Raw genomic sequence first — 19,304 nt, forward strand, 5'->3', positions numbered from 1 at the left:
TAAACCGCACTCGCCCAGCCAAGCGCTCGTCACGGCGCCTCACAGGGCCCCTACAGGCGAGAGTACCGCCCCATCTCGCGTGGCGAAAGTCTCACCTTGACACGGATCGAGGGACCCTCCTCCGCCTCACCGGCGGAATCTTCGGCCAGAACCTCGCCATGAGCATGCAGCCAGGCGAGCCTCTGCCCTTCCCCGGCGGGAAGCACGAAGCTGTAAGTCTGGGCGTCGGACGTCAACAGGCGGCTGACGGTCTCGAGCAGGTCGTCGCAGCCCTCCCCGGTCAGCGCCGAGACCGGAACGATCGCTTCTTCGGACTCGTGAGCCATGATCTCCCGGAGCTCCTCGGCGCGATCTGGGGCGAGCAGGTCCCACTTGTTCCAGACCTCGACGATCGGCACGCGCAGCGCCTCGGGATCTTCCTGCTCTATCAGGCCAAGATCGGTCAGAACGGCGAGCACCTGATGCTTCTGCGCCTCGGTGTCAGGGTTGGCGATGTCGCGGACATGCAGGATCACGTCGGCGCCGGTCACTTCCTCGAGCGTCGCGCGGAACGCCGCGACGAGCTGGGTCGGGAGATCCGAGATGAAACCCACGGTGTCCGACAGAATGGCCTTGTCGAGACCGGGCAGCCGCACCGCGCGCATCGTCGGGTCAAGCGTGGCGAACAGCAGGTTTTCGGCCATCACCGAGGCGCCCGTCAGGCGGTTGAACAAGGTGGATTTACCGGCGTTGGTATAGCCGACCAGCGCGACCACGGGCCAGGGCGCCTTTTCGCGACGGTCGCGGTGAAGGCCGCGCGTGCGACGGACCTGGTCCAACTCGCGGCGCAACTTGCCCATGCGGTCGCGGATCATGCGGCGATCGGCCTCGATCTGCGTCTCGCCCGGCCCGCCAAGGAAGCCGAAACCGCCGCGCTGGCGCTCGAGGTGGGTCCACGAGCGCACGAGCCGACCGGCCTGGTAGTCGAGATGCGCGAGTTCGACTTGGAGCCGGCCTTCGGCGGTCGCTGCGCGCTCGCCGAAGATTTCGAGGATCAGCCCCGTGCGGTCGATGACCTTGCGCTTCAGCTTTTCCTCGAGGTTGCGCTGCTGGATCGCGGTCAGCGCGCCGTCGACGATGACCAGTTCGGCCTCGGACTGCGTACAGGCGATCGCGATGTTGCCGACCTGGCCTTCGCCGAACAGCGTGGCGGCACGCGCTTCGCGGATCGGGATGATGAAGGCGTCGACCACTTCGATACCGATCGCGGCGGCAAGGCCCTTGCCCTCTTCGAGCCGGGCCTCGGCATCCTGCGCCGGGCCCGAAACCCCGGTGCGCCCGCGGAATTGCGGGCAGACGACGACCGCCCGCGCGCCGCGGGTAACCTCGCCTTTCAGGTCCTCTTGTCCCATGGGTTTCTGCGAGGTCAGCCCTCGTCGTCCTCGTCGTTTTCACCGGTCAGATCGACCGGCGTGACCGGCTGGATCGTCGAGACCGCGTGCTTGTAAGCGAGCTGGACGTAGCCTTCGCGCTCAAGCAGCATGCAGAACAGGTCATAGGCGGCGACGCGGCCCTGGAGCATGACGCCGTTGACCAGGAACATGGTCACCTGCACGCCCGCATTGCGGATGCTCGACAGGAATACGTCCTGAAGCAGCCGCTGCTTCTTGCTGCCATCGGCACCCGCGCCGAACTGACGCGCGTCGATCGGCGTCGACGGCATGATCGTAGAGATCGCGTGCTTGTAAACGAGCTGCGACTGACCGTCGCGGCGAAGCAGGATCGAGAAGTTGTCGAACCAGGTGACGATGCCCTGGAGCTTGACGCCCTTGACCAGGAACATGGTGACCGGGGTCTTGTTCTTGCGCAGCAGGTTCAGGAACTGGTCCTGCAGGTTCTGCCCCTTACCGTTCCCGCTGGCGGGAACAACCGGCTGTTCCGACGCGGGCGGCGTCGGCTTAGGGCGCGCGGAAAGCGTACGTCCTGTCATCACTTTCTCCTTTTCTTGGCGGCCGCTTATGCGGTCCGCAATCTGGTCCGGCTTGCTGCCGGACCGTTACTGAGACGGAATTCGTAGACTTTTGCTGCGACTGCGTAAACGCCAAAGATTGCAGCCGCGCTACGCCCTCAGATCACGCGGTCATATCCTCGTCCTCGAACGCGCCTTCCCGCCGTTCGGCCATGCCGAGCAGCTTCAGTTTGCGATGCAGCGCAGAACGCTCCATGCCGATGAACGCGGCGGTCTTCGAGATGTTGCCTGAAAAACGCCGGATCTGGACCTTGAGATATTCGCGCTCGAAGGTCTCGCGCGCCTCGCGCAAGGGCACGCCCATCATCGCCGACATCAGCGAGTCGCTCTGCAGCCGCCCGCTGAGGATTTCCGGCGGCAACATGTTGGACTCGATCCGGTCGAGCTTGTCGCGGGGCGTCAGGATGATCGTGCGCTCGACCACATTGCGCAATTGCCGCACGTTTCCGGGCCATTCGTAGGCCTGGAGGGCGGTCATGGCCTCTGCGGTGATCTCAGGCGGCATCACACCCTGCTCGTTGGCGTAGCGCGCAAAAAAGTGGTTCACGAGGCCGGGGATGTCGTCGCGCCGCTCGGATAGCGCCGGAACCGTGACGGGAACGACGTTGAGCCGGTAGAACAGGTCTTCCCGGAAGCGCCTCTCGGCGATCTCGCGCTCGAGATTGCGCGAGGTCGAGGACACCACCCGCACGTCGACGCGAAGCTGCCGGTGGCCGCCCACCCGCACGAAGGCCTGCTCGGTCAAAACCCGCAGAATCCGGGCCTGTGTCGAGAGCGGCATGTCGGCCACCTCGTCGAGATAGAGTGTTCCGCCATCGGCCATTTCCAGCAATCCGGGGCGCACCAGACTGCCGTCGGTCTCCTCGCCGAACAGCTCCTGCTCGAAGCGTTCGGGCGTGATCCGCGCCGAATTGACGCTGACGAAGGCATTGCCGGCGCGCGGGCTCCAGGCGTGGAGCATGCGGGCTGCCACCTCCTTGCCGACGCCGGCCGGCCCGGTGATCAGCAGACGGCTGCCGGTGTTGGCGACGCGCTTGAGCGTGGCGCGCACCTGATTGATCGCCGACGAGTTGCCGGTGAACTCCTCGACGTTCGAGAAATCCTGGCGCAACCGCGCGTTTTCGCGCCGAAGCCGCTCAGTTTCCGTAGCCTTTCCAACGAGATGCAGCAGGCGCTCGGCCTCGAAGGGCTTTTCGATGAAATCGACCGCGCCGCGGCTGATCGCGGCCACGGCGGTATCGATGTTGCCGTGGCCCGAGAAGATGATCACCGGCAGATCAGGCTCGCGCACCTTGAGCGCGTCGAGCACTTCGAGCCCGTCCATGGCGCTGCCATGCAGCCAGACGTCGAGCAGCACCAGCGACGGACGCCGCTCGTCGACCGCGTCGAGCGCGGACTGGCTGTCGCCGGCGGTGCGGCAATCGTAGCCTTCATCGCTGAGCACGCCGGCGACGAGCTCGCGAATGTCGCGTTCGTCGTCGACGATCAGGATATCGAGCGCCATGATTCCTCCAAGTGCTTGTAAATATTCATTCTGCCGCCTCCGATCCGCGCCGCTGGGCCAGCGGATCGCAAGCAAATCTCATCGTCACGCGAGTGCCCCCACCCCCTTCGATCGCGGTGAAGCTCATGTCGCCGCCATGCTCTTCGACGATCTTGTTGACGATCGCGAGGCCGAGACCTGTCCCCTTCTCGCGCGTGGTCACATAGGGCTCGATGATCCGCTCGCGATCCTGTGGCAAGCCGATGCCGTTGTCCTCGATCGCCACGACGACTGTCTCGCGGACATTCGCCATGGTAACCGCGATCATGCCCCGGAAATCGGCGCTTTCGGCCTTGGCCTTGGCTTCGATCGCCTCGACGGCGTTCTTGAGGACATTGGTCATCGCCTGACCGAACTGGTGGCGATCGCAGGCGATGGTGGTGATCGCGTCTTCCGCCGAAAAGCGGAAATCGATGTCCGGCCGCGACACTTCCTGGAGGAACAGCGCCTGCCGCGCGAGGGCGACCGGATCCTCGGAGCGGAAAACCGGCTTGGGCAGCCGCGCGAAGGACGAAAACTCGTCGACCATCTTCCGCAGATCGCCGACTTGGCGGATGATCGTGGCGGTGAGTTCCTCGAACAGCGGCCGATCGGTCTCGATCTGCTTGCCATAGCGGCGATTGAGCCGCTCGGTGGCGAGCTGGATCGGCGTCAACGGGTTCTTGATCTCGTGGGCGATGCGCCGAGCGACGTCGGACCAAGCGGCCTGGCGCTGATCGAGCAACTGGCGGGTGATGTCCTCGAAAGTGACCACGGGGCCGCGCGCGTCGCGGCTGACCTTGACCGCGAGAGTCAGCAGGTCGCCGCCCTTGGCGTACTGGATGATACCGCTGGACAGCTCCGATTCCACGACGCTTGCGAGCTGCGGGGCGATTTCGGCCAGCGAAAGCCCCAGCGGGCCGGGCGCGGCACTTTCGAACAGCAGCTTCTGCGCCGTGCTGTTCATCAGCAGCACGTTCCCGGCCTCGTCGAGCGCGACGATACCCGCCGTGACCGATTCCAGCACGGCCTCCATGAAGGCGCGACGTTCCTGGAGCTGCTCGTTGGCCGACACGAGATCCTGCGTCTGCCGCTCGATCTGCGCGCTCATGCGGTTGAACGCGCGGTTGAGCAGGCCGATCTCGTCGGGACCGGTGCGCCCCTCGACGCGCAGCGCATAATTGCCCGCCCCCACGCGTCTGGCCGCGTCCACGAGTTCGTAGAGCGGCTTCACCTGGCGATCGGCGAAACGCAGCCCGAACCAGATCGAAAGCCCCACGAGCGCTAGCGATGCCCCGAACAGCGCGACGTTGAAGCGCAACTGGAGCACCCTCGCCCGGCTCGTCAGCACCTCGTAGGCGCGCACGATGTTCTGCGCGCGTTGTCCCTGGGTAAATGCCAACAAATCCGAGCTTCTGGCCGTGTAGAGATAGATCCCGGCGCGCCTGTCTATCGGTGTCACAGCCTCGATCTTGTTGGCGTTGGCGTTGATCACCATCGCTTCGCCGCCATCGATCCGACGCAGCACGTCGGGGCTGATGCGCGGACGCTGGTTGTTGCCTTCGGGATCGACGATCGCGGCGGTGCGCAGTTCGCCGTCAGCACCTTTCTGGACGATGGCGGACTCGTTGAGCTTCCGGTTGACCACCTGATACGAATAAAATTCCGCAAACGTGCGGCTGGCGGTGGATTCGGCGCTGAGGAAGACGCGCATATCCTCGGCCATGGCCACCGATTCGTAGCCGACATCGCGCTGCGTCTGCTCGTAATAGCCGCGTGCGAGCTTGTTGGCGTTTTCGAGCAAGCCGCGCGAATTGTCAGAAAACCAGAATTCGACGCCCGATTGGAACAGCCAGGAGGCAAAGACGACGACGAGAAGCGTCGGCACGGCGGCTATGAGCGAGAAAATGAAGACCAGACGCACGTGCATGCGCCCGGTACCGCCGATCGTCTCTGCGGCCCGTCTGAGGGCCATACGGCGGCCGATCAGCACCAGAATGGCCATGGCGGGCACCAAAGTGCCGATCAAAAGCGTCGCCGTCAGATCCGACGGCAGCAATTGCCCCTTTTTCGCCTGGGATTCCAAGGCGATCCAGGTCGTCACGGTCATGATGAGGAATGCGACGACCGAAACGACTTCCATCACCGCGAAGAAGTTCGCGCGGCGCGCTGCGACCTGGGCACGCCGCCACAGACGCTGCCAAGGCCGATTGCGCGAGGATGGTTCGGCGGTCATCGTTGCAACCTTACAACACTACTGTTGCCCCGCGGCAAGAGTGTTTTCCACCGATGGGGCGCAAACGCCGACCGGATCAGCCGCGCCGGGCGAATTCTTCGGGATCGAGGGCCAGTTCGCCGAGCCGCTTGCGCAAGGTGTTGCGATTGATGCCGAGTTGCTGCGCTGCGCGGACCTGATTGCCACCGGTTTCCCGCAGAATTTCCGCAAAAAGCGGGCGTTCGAAAGCGGCCAGCGCGGCGTCGTAGACGGTTCCTGACACCGGGCGTACTTCGGCGAGCCAACGACTGACCGCGGTGTCAATCGCATCGCCCTCGCCCGGCTCGGCTGGCGCGGGACGCATCTGATCGAGCAGCGGTTTGAGATTGGCGGCGTCGATCGTGTCCTCGCGCGCCAACAGCGCCAGGCGATATACGAAATTGCGCAGTTCCCGGACGTTTCCGCGCCACGACTGACGGCTGAGCAGATCGGCGGCGTCGCCCGACAGTTGGCGGCGGGGCAGCCCTTCGGTAGCAGCGGCCTTGAGGAAATGCCGCGCCAGGGCCGGAATGTCGTCGGTCCGTTCGCGCAGCGCGGGTAAGGTGATCGGGACGACGTTGAGCCGATAATAGAGATCCTCGCGAAACTGGCCTGCGGCGATCAGCGGTTCGAGATCCTTGTTGGTGGCCGCAACGATGCGGGCGTCGACCTTGACCTCCTCGCGGCCGCCGACGCGGCGTATCGAGCCTGACTGCAGCGCGCGCAGCAGCCGCGTCTGCGCCTGCATCGGCATATCGCCGATCTCGTCGAGAAACAGCGTGCCGCCCTCAGCTTGTTCGAACTTGCCGAGATGACGCGCCACGGCGCCGGTGAAAGCGCCCTTTTCGTGGCCGAAAAGCTCGGATTCGATGAGTTCGGCGGGAATCGCGGCGGTGTTGACCGCGACGAAAGGCCCATCGCGACGACCGCCCAGTTGGTGGATCGCCTCGGCCACCAATTCCTTGCCCGTGCCGGATTCGCCGAGGATCAATACGGTCAGGTCGTTGCGCAGGACCCGCGTGATCATGCGATAAACGGTCTGCATCGCCGCACTGCGGCCCACCAGAGGCAGCCCCTCGCCGATCGCAGCATCCTCGACGCTTTCGGGGGAAGCCGCCCCTGCACCGACCGCCTGACGGACGGTCCGCGCGAGTTCGTCGATGTCGAAAGGCTTGGGGAAATATTCGAAAGCGCCCGTGTCGCTGGCACGCACCGCCGTATCGAGCGTGTTCTGCGCCGACAGAATGATGATCGGCATGGCGGGGAAGCGCTCGTGGACCGCACCCAGCGTTTCGATCCCGTCGCCGTCCGGCAGCATGACATCGGTGACAAGCGCCGAAAACCGGTGCTCGGCAAGCAAATTGTCGCGTGCGCCAATCGTCTCGCAGTGCACAACCTCGAAACCCTCGGCCTCGAGCGCGGCGGTGATGACGATCGCGATCGAGGCATCGTCCTCGACGAGCAGAACGGTCATTTGCCCTCACCTCCCTCGCGGTTCATGCTCTCTCGACGCCTACCACGCGGCTCGCTGGCCAGCGGCAGATGCAGGCGGAAGTGCGTCCAGCCCTTGGCATCGTCGCGTTCGTGGCTGATCCGGCCGTTCATGTCGCGCACGAGCTTGCGCACCAGCGCCAGGCCCAACCCCTGCCCCGTCTTTTTCGTGGTCACAAAGGGATCGAAGATGTGTTCGCGCATTGCCGGATCGACGCCCGGGCCGTTGTCGCTGACACGCAGCTCGATAGGCAGCCGCACGGGCTTGCCCGAATGGCTCGAATGGAGCTGGAGACCGCTGGCGAAGCGTGTCCGGACGATGACCCGCGGCTTGGCCGCGCCACTCGAGGCTTCCCGCGCGTTCGCGATCAGGTTGATCAGCACCTGGACCAGGCCGTCGGGCGAGCCGAGCACGGGCGGCAGCGAGGGGTCGAATTCCTCCTCGATCCGCGCGCCCTTCCCTCCGGCAGCATCCATGACGGCCACGGCGCGCCGCGCTGCCTCGTGGAGATTGCAGGGCTCGACCGGCGCCAAAGTTTGGCGACTAAGCGTCTGCATTTCATCGATAAGCTTGGCGATCCGATCGACCTCATCGGCGATCAGCGTGGTCAGGGCGCGCTCCTTGTCGCCGACCTTGCGGCCCAGCAACTGCGCCGCACCGCGGATTCCCGCGAGCGGATTCTTGATTTCGTGGGCGAGGATCTCGGGCGCGCGCAGAACGGTATTGTCGGCGCCGCCTGCCGCCTCGCCCAGAGCTTCGGCATTGGTGTCGTGCAAGGTCACCATCTGCCAGCCCGGCTCATCGACGATCGGGGTGACCGTGACGTCCAATTGTCGCGAGCCATGTCCCGGGACAACGACGTTGACCTCGCGCGCAGAAACCGGTGTCTCGCTGTCGTTTATGCGGGTTACGAGGTGCGGCTCGAAATCGAGCAGGTCGGTCAGGCAGCGGCCGACCAGACGGCGCAGGCTCTGGCCGAAGAATTGCTCGGCTGCGGGATTCGCCGCGGCGATCTCGAGCCCCGGCGCCAGCATGACGATCGCCAGCGGCAGGCTCGCGAGCTGGCGATAGGCGTCCGGCGCCCCTCCGACGAGCGCCTCGTTAGGGCTCATGCCGCCTGTTGCTGGACGAGGGGGCGATCGAGCAGCGGGCCGTAGAATTCTCCGAGCATGCGCACGACCTCGGCCGCGTCGTCGACGAAGTTGACCTTGTTGCGGAATTCAGCCGAACCCGGCAGGCCCTTCGTGTACCAGCCGAGGTGCTTGCGCGCCATCTTGACGCCCGTGTCGGCGCCATAGTGCGCGAGCATTCCCTCGTAGTGCTCGAGGATCAGTGCGTACTGTTCCGCCAGCGTCGGGTCGGCCACCGCAGCGCCCGTCCGCAGCCAATGCATGACCTGGCCGAGCAGCCAGGGTTTGCCGTAGGCGCCCCGCCCGATCATCAGCCCGTCGGCGCCCGACTGGTCGAGCGCCCTGGCGGCGTCCTCGATCGTGCAGATGTCGCCGTTGACGATCACCGGCAGCGAGACCGCATCCTTGACCTTGCGCACGAAGGCCCAGTCGGCCTCGCCCTTGTACATCTGGTTGCGCGTGCGACCGTGGACCGTGATCAGCTTGGCGCCCAGATCCTGCGCGATATGCGCGAGTTCGGGGGCGTTGAGGCTGTCGTGGCACCAACCCATGCGCATCTTGACCGTGACCGGCACCGACACGGCCTTGACCGTCGCCTCGATCAGTCGCGTCGCCAGCGGCAGATCGCGCATCAGCGCCGAGCCGGCGTCGCCGCTGGTCACCTTGCGCACGGGGCATCCCATGTTGATGTCGATGATCGCGGCGCCCTTCTGCTCGGAAAGCTTGGCGGCCTCGGCCATCTCGTTCGGGGTGCAGCCGACGAGCTGCATCGACACGGGCTCTTCGATCGCGTCCCAGGCGGCCTTCTGGATCGACTGGCGCGTCTCGCGGATGGCCGCGGGCGAGGCGATCATCTCGGTCACGTTGAGCCCCGAGCCGAAGCGCCGCACGAGCTTGCGGAACGGCAGATCGGTGACGCCAGTCATCGGCGCCAGGATCACCGGGCAATCGACGGTGACGGGACCGACCGAAATCGGCTTCAGAACGGGCGGTGTCGGGAGCAAAGCGTGTACCTGCCTAAAAAACAGGCAGCACATAGGGAATTGCTCTCGCCGCGGCAAGCCTCTACCCGCCGGCCATGTCCGCAAGCGAGGAATTCCGCCCCACAGCTGCCGTGGTCGTCGCCGCCGGCGCCGGGCTGCGTGCGGGTCAGCCACTCCGCAAGCAGTTCGCGCCCTGGCGCGGCAAGCCGGTGGTTCGCCATTCGGTCGAGGCCCTTCTGGCGGCCAATGTCTCGCCCGTCGTGGTCGTGATTCCTCAGAATGCCGAAGAACAGGCTGAAACCGCGCTGGCCGGGCTCGACGTCCTACTGGTAACCGGGGGACAGACGCGACAGGAATCGGTGCGGCTCGGGCTCGAGGCGCTCGAAGCCGCCGATCCCGCGCTTGTCCTCATCCATGACGCCGCGCGGCCACAGCTAAAAGCCCCGGTCATCGGGCGTTTGCGGGAAGCCCTGGCCGATCACGCAGGCGCCATTCCCGTCTTGTCCGTGGTGGACAGTCTCACCCATGTCTCTGGTGTCATGATGGGACAGCCCGCCGATCGCGACGCCGTGCGGCGGGTGCAGACTCCGCAGGCCTTCCGCTATCCCGACATCCTCGCCGCGCACCGATCGTGGACCGGCGCGCCCGATGCCGGCGACGATGCGCAGGTCGCCCAGGCTGCGGGTATTGCCATCACGCTGGTCGAAGGAGACGAAGCCCTGCACAAGCTGACCTTTGCCTCGGACTTCCCGACCAGCCTCCCACCGGTACGGATCGGCACGGGTTACGACGTCCACCGCCTGGAAGACGGCGAGGCGCTGTGGCTCAACGGCATTCGTATCGATCACCACCAGGGGCTCGCCGGCCACAGCGACGCCGACGTCGCGATCCACGCGCTCGTCGATGCTCTGCTCGGCGCGATCGGCGCTGGGGATATCGGCCAGCACTTCCCGCCAAGCGATCCGCAATGGCGCGGGGTCTCGTCCGACCGATTCCTGGCCCATGCCGTCTCGCTCGTCGGCGAAGCGGGCTACGCGGTGGGCAATGTCGACGTTACCATCATATGCGAAGCGCCGAAGATCGGGCCCCATCGCGAGCCGATGCGCGCGCGGCTGGCCGAATTGCTCGGCGTTGACATCGGCGCGGTAAGCGTCAAGGCCACGACGACCGAGAAGCTCGGCTTCACCGGCCGCGGCGAAGGGATTGCCGCGCAGGCGGTCGCCTGCCTCGTGCGAATGGAAGGATGATCCCGATGCGTCGTTTCACAGCCATCGCCGCAGCCGCGCTGACACTGACGCCCGCGCTCGCGCAGGCGGCAGAGCCGCCCTGCCTCTCGCCGGGCGAGTTCACCGCCCTCGCCGAATATGCCCTGCCGAGCATGATCAACGGCACGACCCAGCGTTGCACCTCGACGCTCGGCGCCAATGCCTATCTGCCACGACAGGGCGCGCAGCTCGCACAGCGCTATGCCGAGCGCCGGCCCGCAGCCTGGCCCCGTGCCAAGGCGGCCTTCCTCAAGCTGAGCCCGACGATCAACCCGCAGGCCGACGAACTGATCCGCACGATGCCCGACGCCTCACTGCAGCAGATGCTCGATCCGCTGCTTGCCGGCATGGTCAGCCAGCAGGTCCCGCTCGACCGCTGCGGATCGATCGACCGGCTGATCGGCCTGCTTGCGCCGCTGCCCGCGCAAAACACTGCCGAACTGATCGCACTCGCGGTCGGGCTCGGCGCGAAGAGCGGACGTGCCAAGCTCGGCGCGATCAACATCTGCGCCGCCTGATCGCCGGAACGCACGTCATGTATCGCCATGCTCGTCCGCTCATCGCGGCCCTTGCGCTGATTTCGACGGCTTCGGCCCAGGCTGCGCCGGCCCCCGCCTGCATAGCGCCGGCGGAGATGCGCGGGATGATCGGCTATTTTCTGCCTGAGGTGATCACGGAAGTGACCAGCAACTGCGCAGCACACCTGCCGACCGATGCCTATCTGCGCGCGGGACTGCCACGCCTCTCTAGCCAGCTTTCCGATGCGAAGACGCGCAACTGGCCCATCGCCAAGGCCGCCTTTCTCAAGATGAGCCGCGGCAGCGCCGACGAGAAGCGGTTCGCCAGCCTTTCGGACAGGGCCCTGCGGCCTATCGTCGACGCGGCAATGAGCGAGAAGATGAAGATTTCGATCAGCCCCGCGTCCTGCGGCGAGGTCAACGACATCACCGAGGCACTCGCTCCGCTCAATGCGGAGCAGACGGTCAACCTGCTCGCGACGATCCTGAGCGCCGTCGCACGCAAGGATAGCAAGATGCGCAGCTGCCCGCGGGAGACACTATGATGAGCGACAGCCTGCTTCCCGACGACATCGTCGAACTCGCACGCCGGGTGGTGGCCGAAAACGTGGCCGCCGGCCGCACGGTCGCGTTGGCCGAGAGCTGCACCGGTGGACTGGTCAGCGCCGCGATCACCGAGATCGCCGGCTCGTCTGCCGTGCTCGACCGCGGCTTCGTAACCTATTCGAACGAGTCCAAGCGCGAGACGCTGGGCGTCGCCGGCGACATTCTCGACACCTTCGGCGCGGTCTCGGTCGCGACCGCCTGGGCCATGGCCCAGGGTGCGCTCAAGCACTCTGGCGCCGACGTCGCCGTGGCGATCAGCGGCATCGCCGGCCCCGACGGCGGCAGCGAGATGAAGCCGGTAGGTACCGTGGCCTTCGCGCGCGCGGTGCGCGGCAGCGAGGAGGTCAACGCCGAGGAACGCCAGCTCGACGGATCGAGCCGTGCCGCGGTGCGCCGCCAGGCGACGATCGTCGCGCTCGAACTGCTGTTGCCCGAGCCGCCGACCGAAAAGTAGTGAATTTACGTAAGGGTCAGGCGGCGCTGGTCGTGCCGGCGTCGCCGTAGAGCACGGCTGCTCGCGTCTCGAAGGCGGCGACCATCTTGCGGAAGGCACGGTCGAGGTACTGGCCGGCCAGCTTCTCGAACAGCGCGTTGCGGAAGGTGAACTGCACCGAGAAATCGACCTCGCACTCGCTCGGCCCCAGCGCGCGGAACTGCCAGCGGTTGTCGAGATCGCGCAAAGGCCCGTCTATATAATGCACGCGCAGTTCGCCAGGACGGTTCTTCTCGACGCGCGAGGTGAACTTCTCGCGGATCGCCGAGAAGCCGATCAGCATGTCGGCGACCATCTCGGTGCCGTCGTCCGAGCGCACCCGCGTCGCCATGATCCACGGCAGGAATTCGGGATAGCGCCCGACGTCGGCGACGAGATCGAACATCTGCTCCGCGCTGTAGGGGAGCTGCCGGACTTCGTGAATGCCGGGCATCAGACGATACGCGTCTTGGCCAGTTGCGCTTCGCGCGCGGCGCGCATCTGGCGGAAATCGTCGCCCGCGTGATAGCTCGATCGGGTGAGCGGGCTGGCCGCCACCTGGAGGAAGCCCTTCGAACGGGCGATCGCGCCATAGGCACCGAAGGCCTGCGGCGTGACGAATTCCATGACCTTGGCGTGACGCTGGGTCGGCTGCAGGTACTGGCCCATCGTCAGGAAGTCGATGTCGGCGCAGCGCATGTCGTCCATGACCTGGTGAACCTCGAGCCGCTCCTCGCCGAGCCCGAGCATGACGCCGGACTTGGTGAAGATCGACGGATCATGGCGCTTGACCTGCTCGAGCAGCCGCAGCGAGGCATAGTAGCGCGCACCCGGGCGGATCGTCGGATAGAGCCGCGGTACGGTCTCGAGGTTGTGGTTGTAGACGTCGGGGCGCGCGGTGACGATCGCCTCGACCGCCCGCTCCATCTTGTTGCGGAAGTCTGGCGTCAGAATCTCGATCGTGGTGCTCGGCGTCATGCGACGCAGCGCCTCGATCACCTTGACGAACTGGCTGGCGCCACCGTCGGGCAGATCGTCGCGATCGACCGAGGTGATGACGATATGCTCGAGCCCCATCTTGGCCGCGGCTTCTGCAACGTGCTCGGGCTCGCTGGCATCGACCTTGCGCGGCATGCCGGTCTTGACGTTGCAGAAGGCGCAGGCGCGCGTGCAGACGTCGCCCAGGATCATCACCGTGGCGTGCTTCTTGGTCCAGCACTCGCCGATGTTCGGACAGGCGGCTTCCTCGCAGACCGTGTTTAGGCCCAGATCGCGCATGAGCTGGCGCGTTTCGCCATAGCCTTTGGAGGTCGGGGCCTTGACGCGGATCCAGTCGGGCTTGCGCTGGCGTTCGGGCTGCCCATCGGGTCGCTGCGGGGGGACGCTGGAGAGGTCGTTCATCGCGCCCCAGATAGGGCCTTGTGCGCCCCCTTGCCAGTGGCAAAGTTCAGTACCAATAGGCGAAACATGACCCAGCACACCACACCCGAGCTCGCCCACCTGATCGACGGCTATCGGCGCTTCCGCCAGACCGGCTGGGCGCGGCGACGCGAACGCTGGGATCAGCTCAGCCAGTCGCAGGAACCGCAGGTGATGGTCATCGCCTGTTCGGACAGCCGCGTCGATCCCGCGCAGATCTTCGACGTGGACCCTGGCGAGATCTTCGTCGTGCGCAATGTCGCCGCGCTGGTGCCGCCGTTCGAAACCAGCCCCGGCATCCACGGCGTCTCGGCCGCGCTCGAATTCGCGGTGCAGGTGCTCAAGGTCAAAGAGATCGTGGTCATGGGCCACGGCATGTGCGGCGGCTGCAAGGCCGCGCTGAACCAGAGCCTGCGCGGCGCCCCGCGCGGCGAAGGCGGCTTCATCGCCGACTGGATCGGCCTGTTCGACGAAGCGCGCGATGAAGTCGCCGCGCAATACGGCACCGAGGGCCGCGACGCCGAACGCGCGATGGAACAGGCGGGCGTCAAGGTCAGCCTGGCCAACCTGCGCAGCTTCCCCTGCGTGCGCAAGGGCGAGCGCGAAGGCACGCTCAAGCTGCGCGGCGCCTTCTTCGCGATCTCGGACGGCCAGCTCCACGTGCTCGACGAGGCGGCCGGGACCTTCGCACCGGTCGAATAGGCCCCTCGCCGACGCCCGATAGCGGCAAGGCAACAACGAAAAAGGGCGACGGTTTCCCGTCGCCCTTTCTTTTTGCGGTCTGGCGCAGAGCTTACTGTGCGGTGGCGACCGGCGCGGCGGCCCCGCCCTTCGAAGCGGCATAGGCCGACCACAACTGCGCGATCGGCTTGCGCGGTCCCTGCACCTTGGCGAAGGTCGCCTGGGCTTCGGCCGTCTTGCCCAGATCGGTCTGGGCGATACCCAGACGCGTGAGCACGCGGTTCGGGTCGGCCGGCGACTTGGCCAGCGCGATCGTATAGAAGGCCTCGGCCTTGGCAGCGTCGGCATAGCTGAGGAACGTGTCCGCCGTGGCGTTGACACTCACCGCCGATGCGTTTGCCGCACGGGCCTCGCGTTCGTACTGCGGTAGCCTGGCCCGGTCGGCCGAAGCCGCGGCGTTGGCGATCTGCCGGTATTCGGCAACGTCGCCCGCGCCGATCTTACCCGATGCGATACCGGCCTCGATCACCTTGAGCACTTCGCCCGGAAGCGCACGCGCATCGGCGTTCTCGATGTATTCGAGATAGTCGTTGCGCGTCGTCATCGCCCCGGAGCGCGACATCAGGCGCATCAGGTCGAGGTTCTCCTGCTTCTGGTAGCTCGAGAGCTGGCGCACCACGTTGATCGAATTGCTCCAGGCACCCGCCGAGGGATAGTAGCGCACGAGCTCGATCGCGAGCTCGGTCGCCGGGGCGGCCTGCTTCGTGTCATAGGCGGCTTGCAGCGCGGTACGGATCGAGGTTTCGCTCGGCTTGGTGCCGGCGGCCTTGGCCGCAGCGATGTCGCGCTGCGCCATCTGCAGCGGTGCCGCGGTGTTGCCCGTGCGCTTGTAGGCATCGGCCAGCACGCGATCGAGCAGGCCCTGCTGGTCCTGATAGCCCGAGGCCTTGGCTGGCTCGAGATACTTAACCGCGCCGGCATAGTCCTGCTTCTGGTAGGCGGTGACGCCGGCGAGAAACTGGACCTGTCCGGCCATCGCCGGCTGGAGCACACCGCTGTCGATCATCAGGACCAGGCCCTGATGCTGAAGTGCGATGTCTTCGGTGAGCACGCCATAGGTGCGCGTCATCTCGCCGAGCTTGAGCTTGTCACCGGGGGTCGAGGCGGCGGCGGCAGCGGCATCGAGCTTGGCTTTGGCCCCGCCGAGCTCGGTATCGAGCTGCGCGACCGCAGCGGCCTTGGCCTGGGCGTTGGTGCCCGCGGCCTTGACTGCCTGCGCGCCAGCCGGCGGCGTCTTCGCAGCGTCGGCCAGCGTCTTGTCGAGCGCGGCAGCCGCGGCGGCGAAGGGCTTGGAGAATTCGATCTTCGGCCCCGATGGCTCGGTCTTCTTGGCGGCCAGAGCCGGCTGCGCGACGAAGGCGCCGGCCGAAACGCCCAGCGTCAGCGCGAGGCCGAGTGCAGTGCGCGAGAACAGAGTGCCACGTTTCGCGGTGGTGTTCCGGATCATCTTCACGTCTCTCCTTGAAAGCAGCAGCGGGGGGAGGAGGTCCGCCGCACCTGTGTGAAACTTCCGCCTGCGCTGATGACGTCGAAACGTCGGCTTGGCAACCGGTCTGCCGCTAGCGGGATACCGCTGAACGGCGATTTAATCCCATTTGTCTCATCCGTTCATATTCAGCGCGGGAGGTGTGGAAAACCCCGCATTCGCGGGACCTCGACGTACGCTTCGGCTGGCATTCCCCCACCCCTTCGCCTAGGGCCGTGCGATGACATTTCCCGGCAACAAAGCAAGCTAACCCGGCGTGAGCGAAGACAGCCAGATTCCGGAGAACCCACACCCCCTGGGTGAGTTCCAGCGCGTCGACATCGTCGACGAAATGAAGACCAGCTATCTCGACTACGCGATGAGCGTGATCGTCAGCCGCGCGCTGCCCGACGTGCGCGACGGTCTCAAGCCGGTCCACCGCCGCATCCTGTTCGCCAGCCAGGAAGGCGGCATGGTCGCCGGCCGGCCCTATCGCAAGTCGGCGAAGATCGTCGGCGACGTGATGGGCAACTATCACCCGCACGGCGACAGCGCGATCTACGACGCCTTGGCGCGCATGACCCAGGACTGGTCGCTGCGCGTGCCGCTGATCGACGGCCAGGGCAACTTCGGCTCGATGGATCCCGATCCGCCGGCCTCGATGCGTTACACCGAGGCGCGCTTGGCGCGCGTCGCCAACATGCTGCTCGACGATCTCGACAAGGATACGGTCGACTTCATCGACAACTACGACGGTTCGCGCCAGGAGCCGACCGTCCTGCCCGCACGGTTCCCGAACCTGCTGGTCAACGGCGCCGGCGGCATCGCCGTCGGCATGGCGACCAACATTCCGCCGCACAACCTCGGCGAGGTGATCGACGGCTGCTTCGCCATGCTGGACAACCCGGCGATCACCACCGACGAACTGATCGAGATCATCCCGGGCCCGGACTTCCCGACCGCGCCGCTGATCCTCGGCACCGCCGGCGCACGCTCGGCCTACAACACCGGCCGAGGCTCGATCATCCAGCGCTGCCGCCACGAGATCGAGGAAGGCCGCGGCGATCGCCGTTCGATCGTGTTGACCTCGATCCCTTATCAGGTCGGCAAGTCGGGCCTGGTCGAGAAGATCGCCGAAGCCGCCAAGGACAAGCGGATCGAGGGCGTTTCCGACATCCGCGACGAATCGAGCCGCCTCGGCGTGCGCGTGGTCGTCGAACTGAAGCGCGACGCCACGCCCGAAGTGGTGCTCAACCAGCTCTGGCGGCACACGCCGGCGCAGTCGTCGTTCCCGGCGAACATGCTGGCGATCCGCGGCGGTCGTCCCGAGACACTGGCGCTGCGCGACATCATCCAGGCGTTCATCACCTTCCGCGAGGAGGTGATCACCCGCCGCACCAAGTTCGAGCTCAACAAGGCGCGCGACCGTGCGCACATCTTGCTCGGTCTCGTCGTTGCGGTGACCAACCTCGACGAGGTGGTGAAGATCATCCGCGGTTCGTCGAACCCGGCCGCGGCGCGCGCCGCGCTGCTTTCACGCGAATGGCCGATCGGCGAGATCGCCCAGTATATCCGCCTGGTCGAGGCGATCGAACCCGACGCCGAGCAGGAGGGCGGTACTTATCGCCTCTCCGAAGTCCAGGTGAAGTCGATCCTCGACCTGCGCCTCCACCGCCTGACCGCGCTCGGCCGCGACGAGATCGGCGGCGAGCTCGAAGAGCTGGCCATCGCGATCCGTGGTTATCTGGAGATCCTGGCCGATCGCGTGAAGCTCTATGCCGTGATGCGCGAAGAGCTCGTCGCGGTGCGCGCGGCCTTCGCCACGCCACGCCTGTCCGAAATCGTCCCCGCCGCCGACGGCATCGACGACGAGGACCTGATCGAGCGCGAGGAGATGGTCGTGACCATCACGCTCGACGGCTATATCAAGCGCACCACGCTCTCGACCTTCCGCGCGCAGAACCGTGGCGGCAAGGGCCGCGCCGGCATGGCGACCAAGGACGAGGACGCCGTGGGGACGATGTTCGTCACCTCGACGCACACGCCCGTGCTGTTCTTCTCGACCGCGGGCAAGGTCTATCGCCTCAAGGTCTGGCGCCTTCCCGAAGGCGGGCCGACCACGCGCGGCCGCCCGATCGTCAACCTGCTGCCCGCGCTCGACAAGGACGAGACGATCGCAACGGTGCTGCCGCTGCCCGAAGATGAAAGCGAATGGGGCAAGCTCAACGTCGTCTTCGCGACGGCCAAGGGCAACGTCCGCCGCAACTCGATGGACGCCTTCGCCAATATCCCGTCGAACGGCAAGTTCGCCATGCGCTTCGAAGACGATTCGGCCGATCGCCTGATCGGCGTCGCGCTGCTCGAGCCCGGTGACGACGTGCTGCTGGCGAGCCGCCAGGGCAAGGCGATCCGCTTCTCGGGCGAGGACGTCCGCGAATTCCAGAGCCGCACCTCGACCGGCGTGCGTGGCATGGCGCTCAAGGGCGACGACGAGGTCATCTCGCTGTCGATCCTCCACCGTGTCGGTGTGACCGACCAGGAAGAGCGCGAGGACTATCTGCGCTTCGCGCCGTGGAAGGGCGAGAAGGACGGCGAACCGACGATGAGCGCCGAACGTCATGCCGAACTCGCCGAACGCGAGCAGTTCGTCCTCACGGTCTGCGCCAACGGTTACGGCAAGCTGTCCTCGGCCTACGAGTATCGCCGGACCGGTCGCGGCGGCCAGGGCATTACCAACATCGACAACATCGGCCGCAACGGTCCGGTCGTCGCGAGCTTCCCGGCGAGCCGGGCCGACCAGTTGATGCTGGTGACCGACCAGGCCAAGCTGATCCGTCTCGGCCTCGACAGCCTGCGCGTCATCGGCCGCGGCTCTGCCGGCGTGAGGCTGTTCAACGTCGCCGACCAGGAACATGTGGTCAGCGCCGTGCGCCTCGACGAACAGGAAGAGCCCGAGAACGTCGCCGAGGAAATGGTCGCCGACGAGATCGCCGGCCTGACCGAGACCACACCGGTCGAGGATCAACCGGTCCGCGACCAGGACATCGGTGACGAGCCGGAGCAATGAGCACGAAGCCCGCCGTCGCCTATAAGGTTCTGACCGCCGATCAGATGGCGGCCCTGGAAGGCGACGGCAGTTTCGCGGGCGCACCGGTGGATGTGGCCGACGGCTATATCCACCTCTCGACCGCCGACCAGCTCGACGAAACCGTGGCCAAGCACTTCGCCGGCCAGAGCGAATTACAGGTTGCTGCCGTCGACCTGCCGGTGCTCGGCGAGGCCGTGGTCTGGGAACCCTCGCGCGGTGGCGCGCTCTTCCCGCACATCTACGCCGCACTGCCGCTCTCGGCGGTGATCGCCTATGGCCCGCTCGAGCGCGACGAGGCCGGCAAGGTGAAGCTGCCGGTGGCGGGCTAGGCGCTCCGGCGC

17 protein-coding genes are annotated in these 19,304 nt (G+C 66.2%); 7 read left to right on the forward strand and 10 right to left on the reverse strand.

The genetic code is table 11. The annotated features are described in order from the left end of the window. Positions 1 to 50: 50 nt before the first annotated feature. The 7 genes from hflX to dusB form a co-directional block, all read right to left on the reverse strand. Positions 51 to 1,391 carry a GTPase HflX gene (gene hflX, locus WG901_RS04985; protein ID WP_339585903.1) on the reverse strand — a complete coding sequence of 447 codons (1,341 nt, stop codon included), beginning with the start codon at positions 1,389 to 1,391 and terminating at the stop codon, positions 51 to 53. Positions 1,392 to 1,405: 14 nt separating this feature from the next. Then, positions 1,406 to 1,969 carry an RNA chaperone Hfq gene (gene hfq, locus WG901_RS04990; protein ID WP_339585904.1) on the reverse strand — a complete coding sequence of 188 codons (564 nt, stop codon included), beginning with the start codon at positions 1,967 to 1,969 and terminating at the stop codon, positions 1,406 to 1,408. A 142-nt stretch (positions 1,970 to 2,111) separates the two neighbouring features. Continuing rightward, positions 2,112 to 3,512: a nitrogen assimilation response regulator NtrX gene (gene ntrX, locus WG901_RS04995; RefSeq protein ID WP_339585905.1), complete on the reverse strand. Its 1,401-nt coding sequence runs from the start codon at positions 3,510 to 3,512 to the stop codon at positions 2,112 to 2,114. Between the two features lie 25 nt (positions 3,513 to 3,537). Beyond that, positions 3,538 to 5,766, reverse strand: a complete 2,229-nt coding sequence (locus WG901_RS05000) for a sensor histidine kinase (RefSeq protein ID WP_339585906.1) — start codon at positions 5,764 to 5,766, stop codon at positions 3,538 to 3,540. A 76-nt stretch (positions 5,767 to 5,842) separates the two neighbouring features. Next, a complete protein-coding gene (locus WG901_RS05005) occupies positions 5,843 to 7,258 on the reverse strand; it encodes a sigma-54-dependent transcriptional regulator (protein WP_339585907.1) in 1,416 nt (471 codons plus the stop codon). Continuing rightward, positions 7,255 to 8,388 carry a two-component system sensor histidine kinase NtrB gene (locus tag WG901_RS05010; protein WP_339585908.1) on the reverse strand — a complete coding sequence of 378 codons (1,134 nt, stop codon included), beginning with the start codon at positions 8,386 to 8,388 and terminating at the stop codon, positions 7,255 to 7,257. Before WG901_RS05010 ends, WG901_RS05005 begins: the two co-directional genes overlap by 4 nt. Beyond that, entirely contained in the window at positions 8,385 to 9,410 is a 1,026-nt protein-coding gene (gene dusB / locus WG901_RS05015) for a tRNA dihydrouridine synthase DusB (RefSeq protein ID WP_339585909.1), read from the reverse strand. The genes WG901_RS05010 and dusB overlap by 4 nt, the downstream gene beginning before the upstream one ends. Before the next feature lie 74 nt (positions 9,411 to 9,484). Here dusB and WG901_RS05020 point away from each other — a divergent pair, with 74 nt between their 5' ends. From WG901_RS05020 to WG901_RS05035, 4 genes are all read left to right on the forward strand, one after another. Next, the gene (locus tag WG901_RS05020) at positions 9,485 to 10,636 is read left to right on the forward strand and encodes a bifunctional 2-C-methyl-D-erythritol 4-phosphate cytidylyltransferase/2-C-methyl-D-erythritol 2,4-cyclodiphosphate synthase (protein ID WP_339585910.1); all 1,152 of its coding nucleotides are present in this window, start codon (positions 9,485 to 9,487) and stop codon (positions 10,634 to 10,636) included. Between the two features lie 5 nt (positions 10,637 to 10,641). Beyond that, positions 10,642 to 11,172 (forward strand): hypothetical protein, encoded by a 531-nt coding sequence (locus WG901_RS05025; protein ID WP_339585911.1) that lies wholly within the window; start codon positions 10,642 to 10,644, stop codon positions 11,170 to 11,172. Positions 11,173 to 11,297: 125 nt separating this feature from the next. Continuing rightward, the gene (locus WG901_RS05030) at positions 11,298 to 11,717 is read left to right on the forward strand and encodes a hypothetical protein (RefSeq protein WP_339585912.1); all 420 of its coding nucleotides are present in this window, start codon (positions 11,298 to 11,300) and stop codon (positions 11,715 to 11,717) included. Continuing rightward, positions 11,717 to 12,232: a CinA family protein gene (locus WG901_RS05035; RefSeq protein WP_339585913.1), complete on the forward strand. Its 516-nt coding sequence runs from the start codon at positions 11,717 to 11,719 to the stop codon at positions 12,230 to 12,232. The genes WG901_RS05030 and WG901_RS05035 overlap by 1 nt, the downstream gene beginning before the upstream one ends. 16 nt (positions 12,233 to 12,248) lie before the next feature. Here the strand turns inward: WG901_RS05035 and WG901_RS05040 are convergent, their stop codons facing one another. Both WG901_RS05040 and lipA read right to left on the reverse strand, forming a co-directional pair. Next, positions 12,249 to 12,704, reverse strand: coding sequence for a type II toxin-antitoxin system RatA family toxin (locus WG901_RS05040; RefSeq protein WP_339585914.1), 456 nt, complete (start codon positions 12,702 to 12,704; stop codon positions 12,249 to 12,251). Next, positions 12,704 to 13,651: a lipoyl synthase gene (lipA, locus tag WG901_RS05045; RefSeq protein ID WP_339585915.1), complete on the reverse strand. Its 948-nt coding sequence runs from the start codon at positions 13,649 to 13,651 to the stop codon at positions 12,704 to 12,706. The genes WG901_RS05040 and lipA overlap by 1 nt, the downstream gene beginning before the upstream one ends. Before the next feature lie 66 nt (positions 13,652 to 13,717). On the opposite strand from lipA, the gene WG901_RS05050 reads away from it, so the two are divergent. Further along, positions 13,718 to 14,371 (forward strand): carbonic anhydrase, encoded by a 654-nt coding sequence (locus tag WG901_RS05050; RefSeq protein WP_339585916.1) that lies wholly within the window; start codon positions 13,718 to 13,720, stop codon positions 14,369 to 14,371. A 91-nt stretch (positions 14,372 to 14,462) separates the two neighbouring features. Here the strand turns inward: WG901_RS05050 and WG901_RS05055 are convergent, their stop codons facing one another. Further along, positions 14,463 to 15,857 (reverse strand): hypothetical protein, encoded by a 1,395-nt coding sequence (locus WG901_RS05055; protein WP_339586647.1) that lies wholly within the window; start codon positions 15,855 to 15,857, stop codon positions 14,463 to 14,465. Between the two features lie 295 nt (positions 15,858 to 16,152). On the opposite strand from WG901_RS05055, the gene gyrA reads away from it, so the two are divergent. Beyond that, a complete protein-coding gene (gene gyrA, locus WG901_RS05060) occupies positions 16,153 to 18,942 on the forward strand; it encodes a DNA gyrase subunit A (protein WP_339585917.1) in 2,790 nt (929 codons plus the stop codon). After that, positions 18,939 to 19,292 carry a DUF952 domain-containing protein gene (locus tag WG901_RS05065; RefSeq protein ID WP_339585918.1) on the forward strand — a complete coding sequence of 118 codons (354 nt, stop codon included), beginning with the start codon at positions 18,939 to 18,941 and terminating at the stop codon, positions 19,290 to 19,292. Before gyrA ends, WG901_RS05065 begins: the two co-directional genes overlap by 4 nt. Positions 19,293 to 19,304: the final 12 nt, after the last annotated feature.

The organism is Novosphingobium anseongense (assembly GCF_037482895.1).
Taxonomy (GTDB): Bacteria; Pseudomonadota; Alphaproteobacteria; order Sphingomonadales; family Sphingomonadaceae; genus Novosphingobium; species Novosphingobium anseongense.

Bases quoted from the DNA above. Each gene is read 5' to 3' on its own strand.
- hflX (WP_339585903.1), bottom strand. From the start codon at position 1,391: ATGGGACAAGAGGACCTGAAAGGCGAGGTTACCCGCGGCGCGCGGGCG.
- hfq (WP_339585904.1), bottom strand. From the start codon at position 1,969: ATGACAGGACGTACGCTTTCCGCGCGCCCTAAGCCGACGCCGCCCGCG.
- ntrX (WP_339585905.1), bottom strand. From the start codon at position 3,512: ATGGCGCTCGATATCCTGATCGTCGACGACGAACGCGACATTCGCGAG.
- WG901_RS05000 (WP_339585906.1), bottom strand. From the start codon at position 5,766: ATGACCGCCGAACCATCCTCGCGCAATCGGCCTTGGCAGCGTCTGTGG.
- WG901_RS05005 (WP_339585907.1), bottom strand. From the start codon at position 7,258: ATGACCGTTCTGCTCGTCGAGGACGATGCCTCGATCGCGATCGTCATC.
- WG901_RS05010 (WP_339585908.1), bottom strand. From the start codon at position 8,388: ATGAGCCCTAACGAGGCGCTCGTCGGAGGGGCGCCGGACGCCTATCGC.
- WG901_RS05020 (WP_339585910.1), top strand. From the start codon at position 9,485: ATGTCCGCAAGCGAGGAATTCCGCCCCACAGCTGCCGTGGTCGTCGCC.
- WG901_RS05025 (WP_339585911.1), top strand. From the start codon at position 10,642: ATGCGTCGTTTCACAGCCATCGCCGCAGCCGCGCTGACACTGACGCCC.
- WG901_RS05030 (WP_339585912.1), top strand. From the start codon at position 11,298: ATGATCGGCTATTTTCTGCCTGAGGTGATCACGGAAGTGACCAGCAAC.
- WG901_RS05035 (WP_339585913.1), top strand. From the start codon at position 11,717: ATGAGCGACAGCCTGCTTCCCGACGACATCGTCGAACTCGCACGCCGG.
- WG901_RS05040 (WP_339585914.1), bottom strand. From the start codon at position 12,704: ATGCCCGGCATTCACGAAGTCCGGCAGCTCCCCTACAGCGCGGAGCAG.
- lipA (WP_339585915.1), bottom strand. From the start codon at position 13,651: ATGAACGACCTCTCCAGCGTCCCCCCGCAGCGACCCGATGGGCAGCCC.
- WG901_RS05050 (WP_339585916.1), top strand. From the start codon at position 13,718: ATGACCCAGCACACCACACCCGAGCTCGCCCACCTGATCGACGGCTAT.
- WG901_RS05055 (WP_339586647.1), bottom strand. From the start codon at position 15,857: ATGATCCGGAACACCACCGCGAAACGTGGCACTCTGTTCTCGCGCACT.
- WG901_RS05065 (WP_339585918.1), top strand. From the start codon at position 18,939: ATGAGCACGAAGCCCGCCGTCGCCTATAAGGTTCTGACCGCCGATCAG.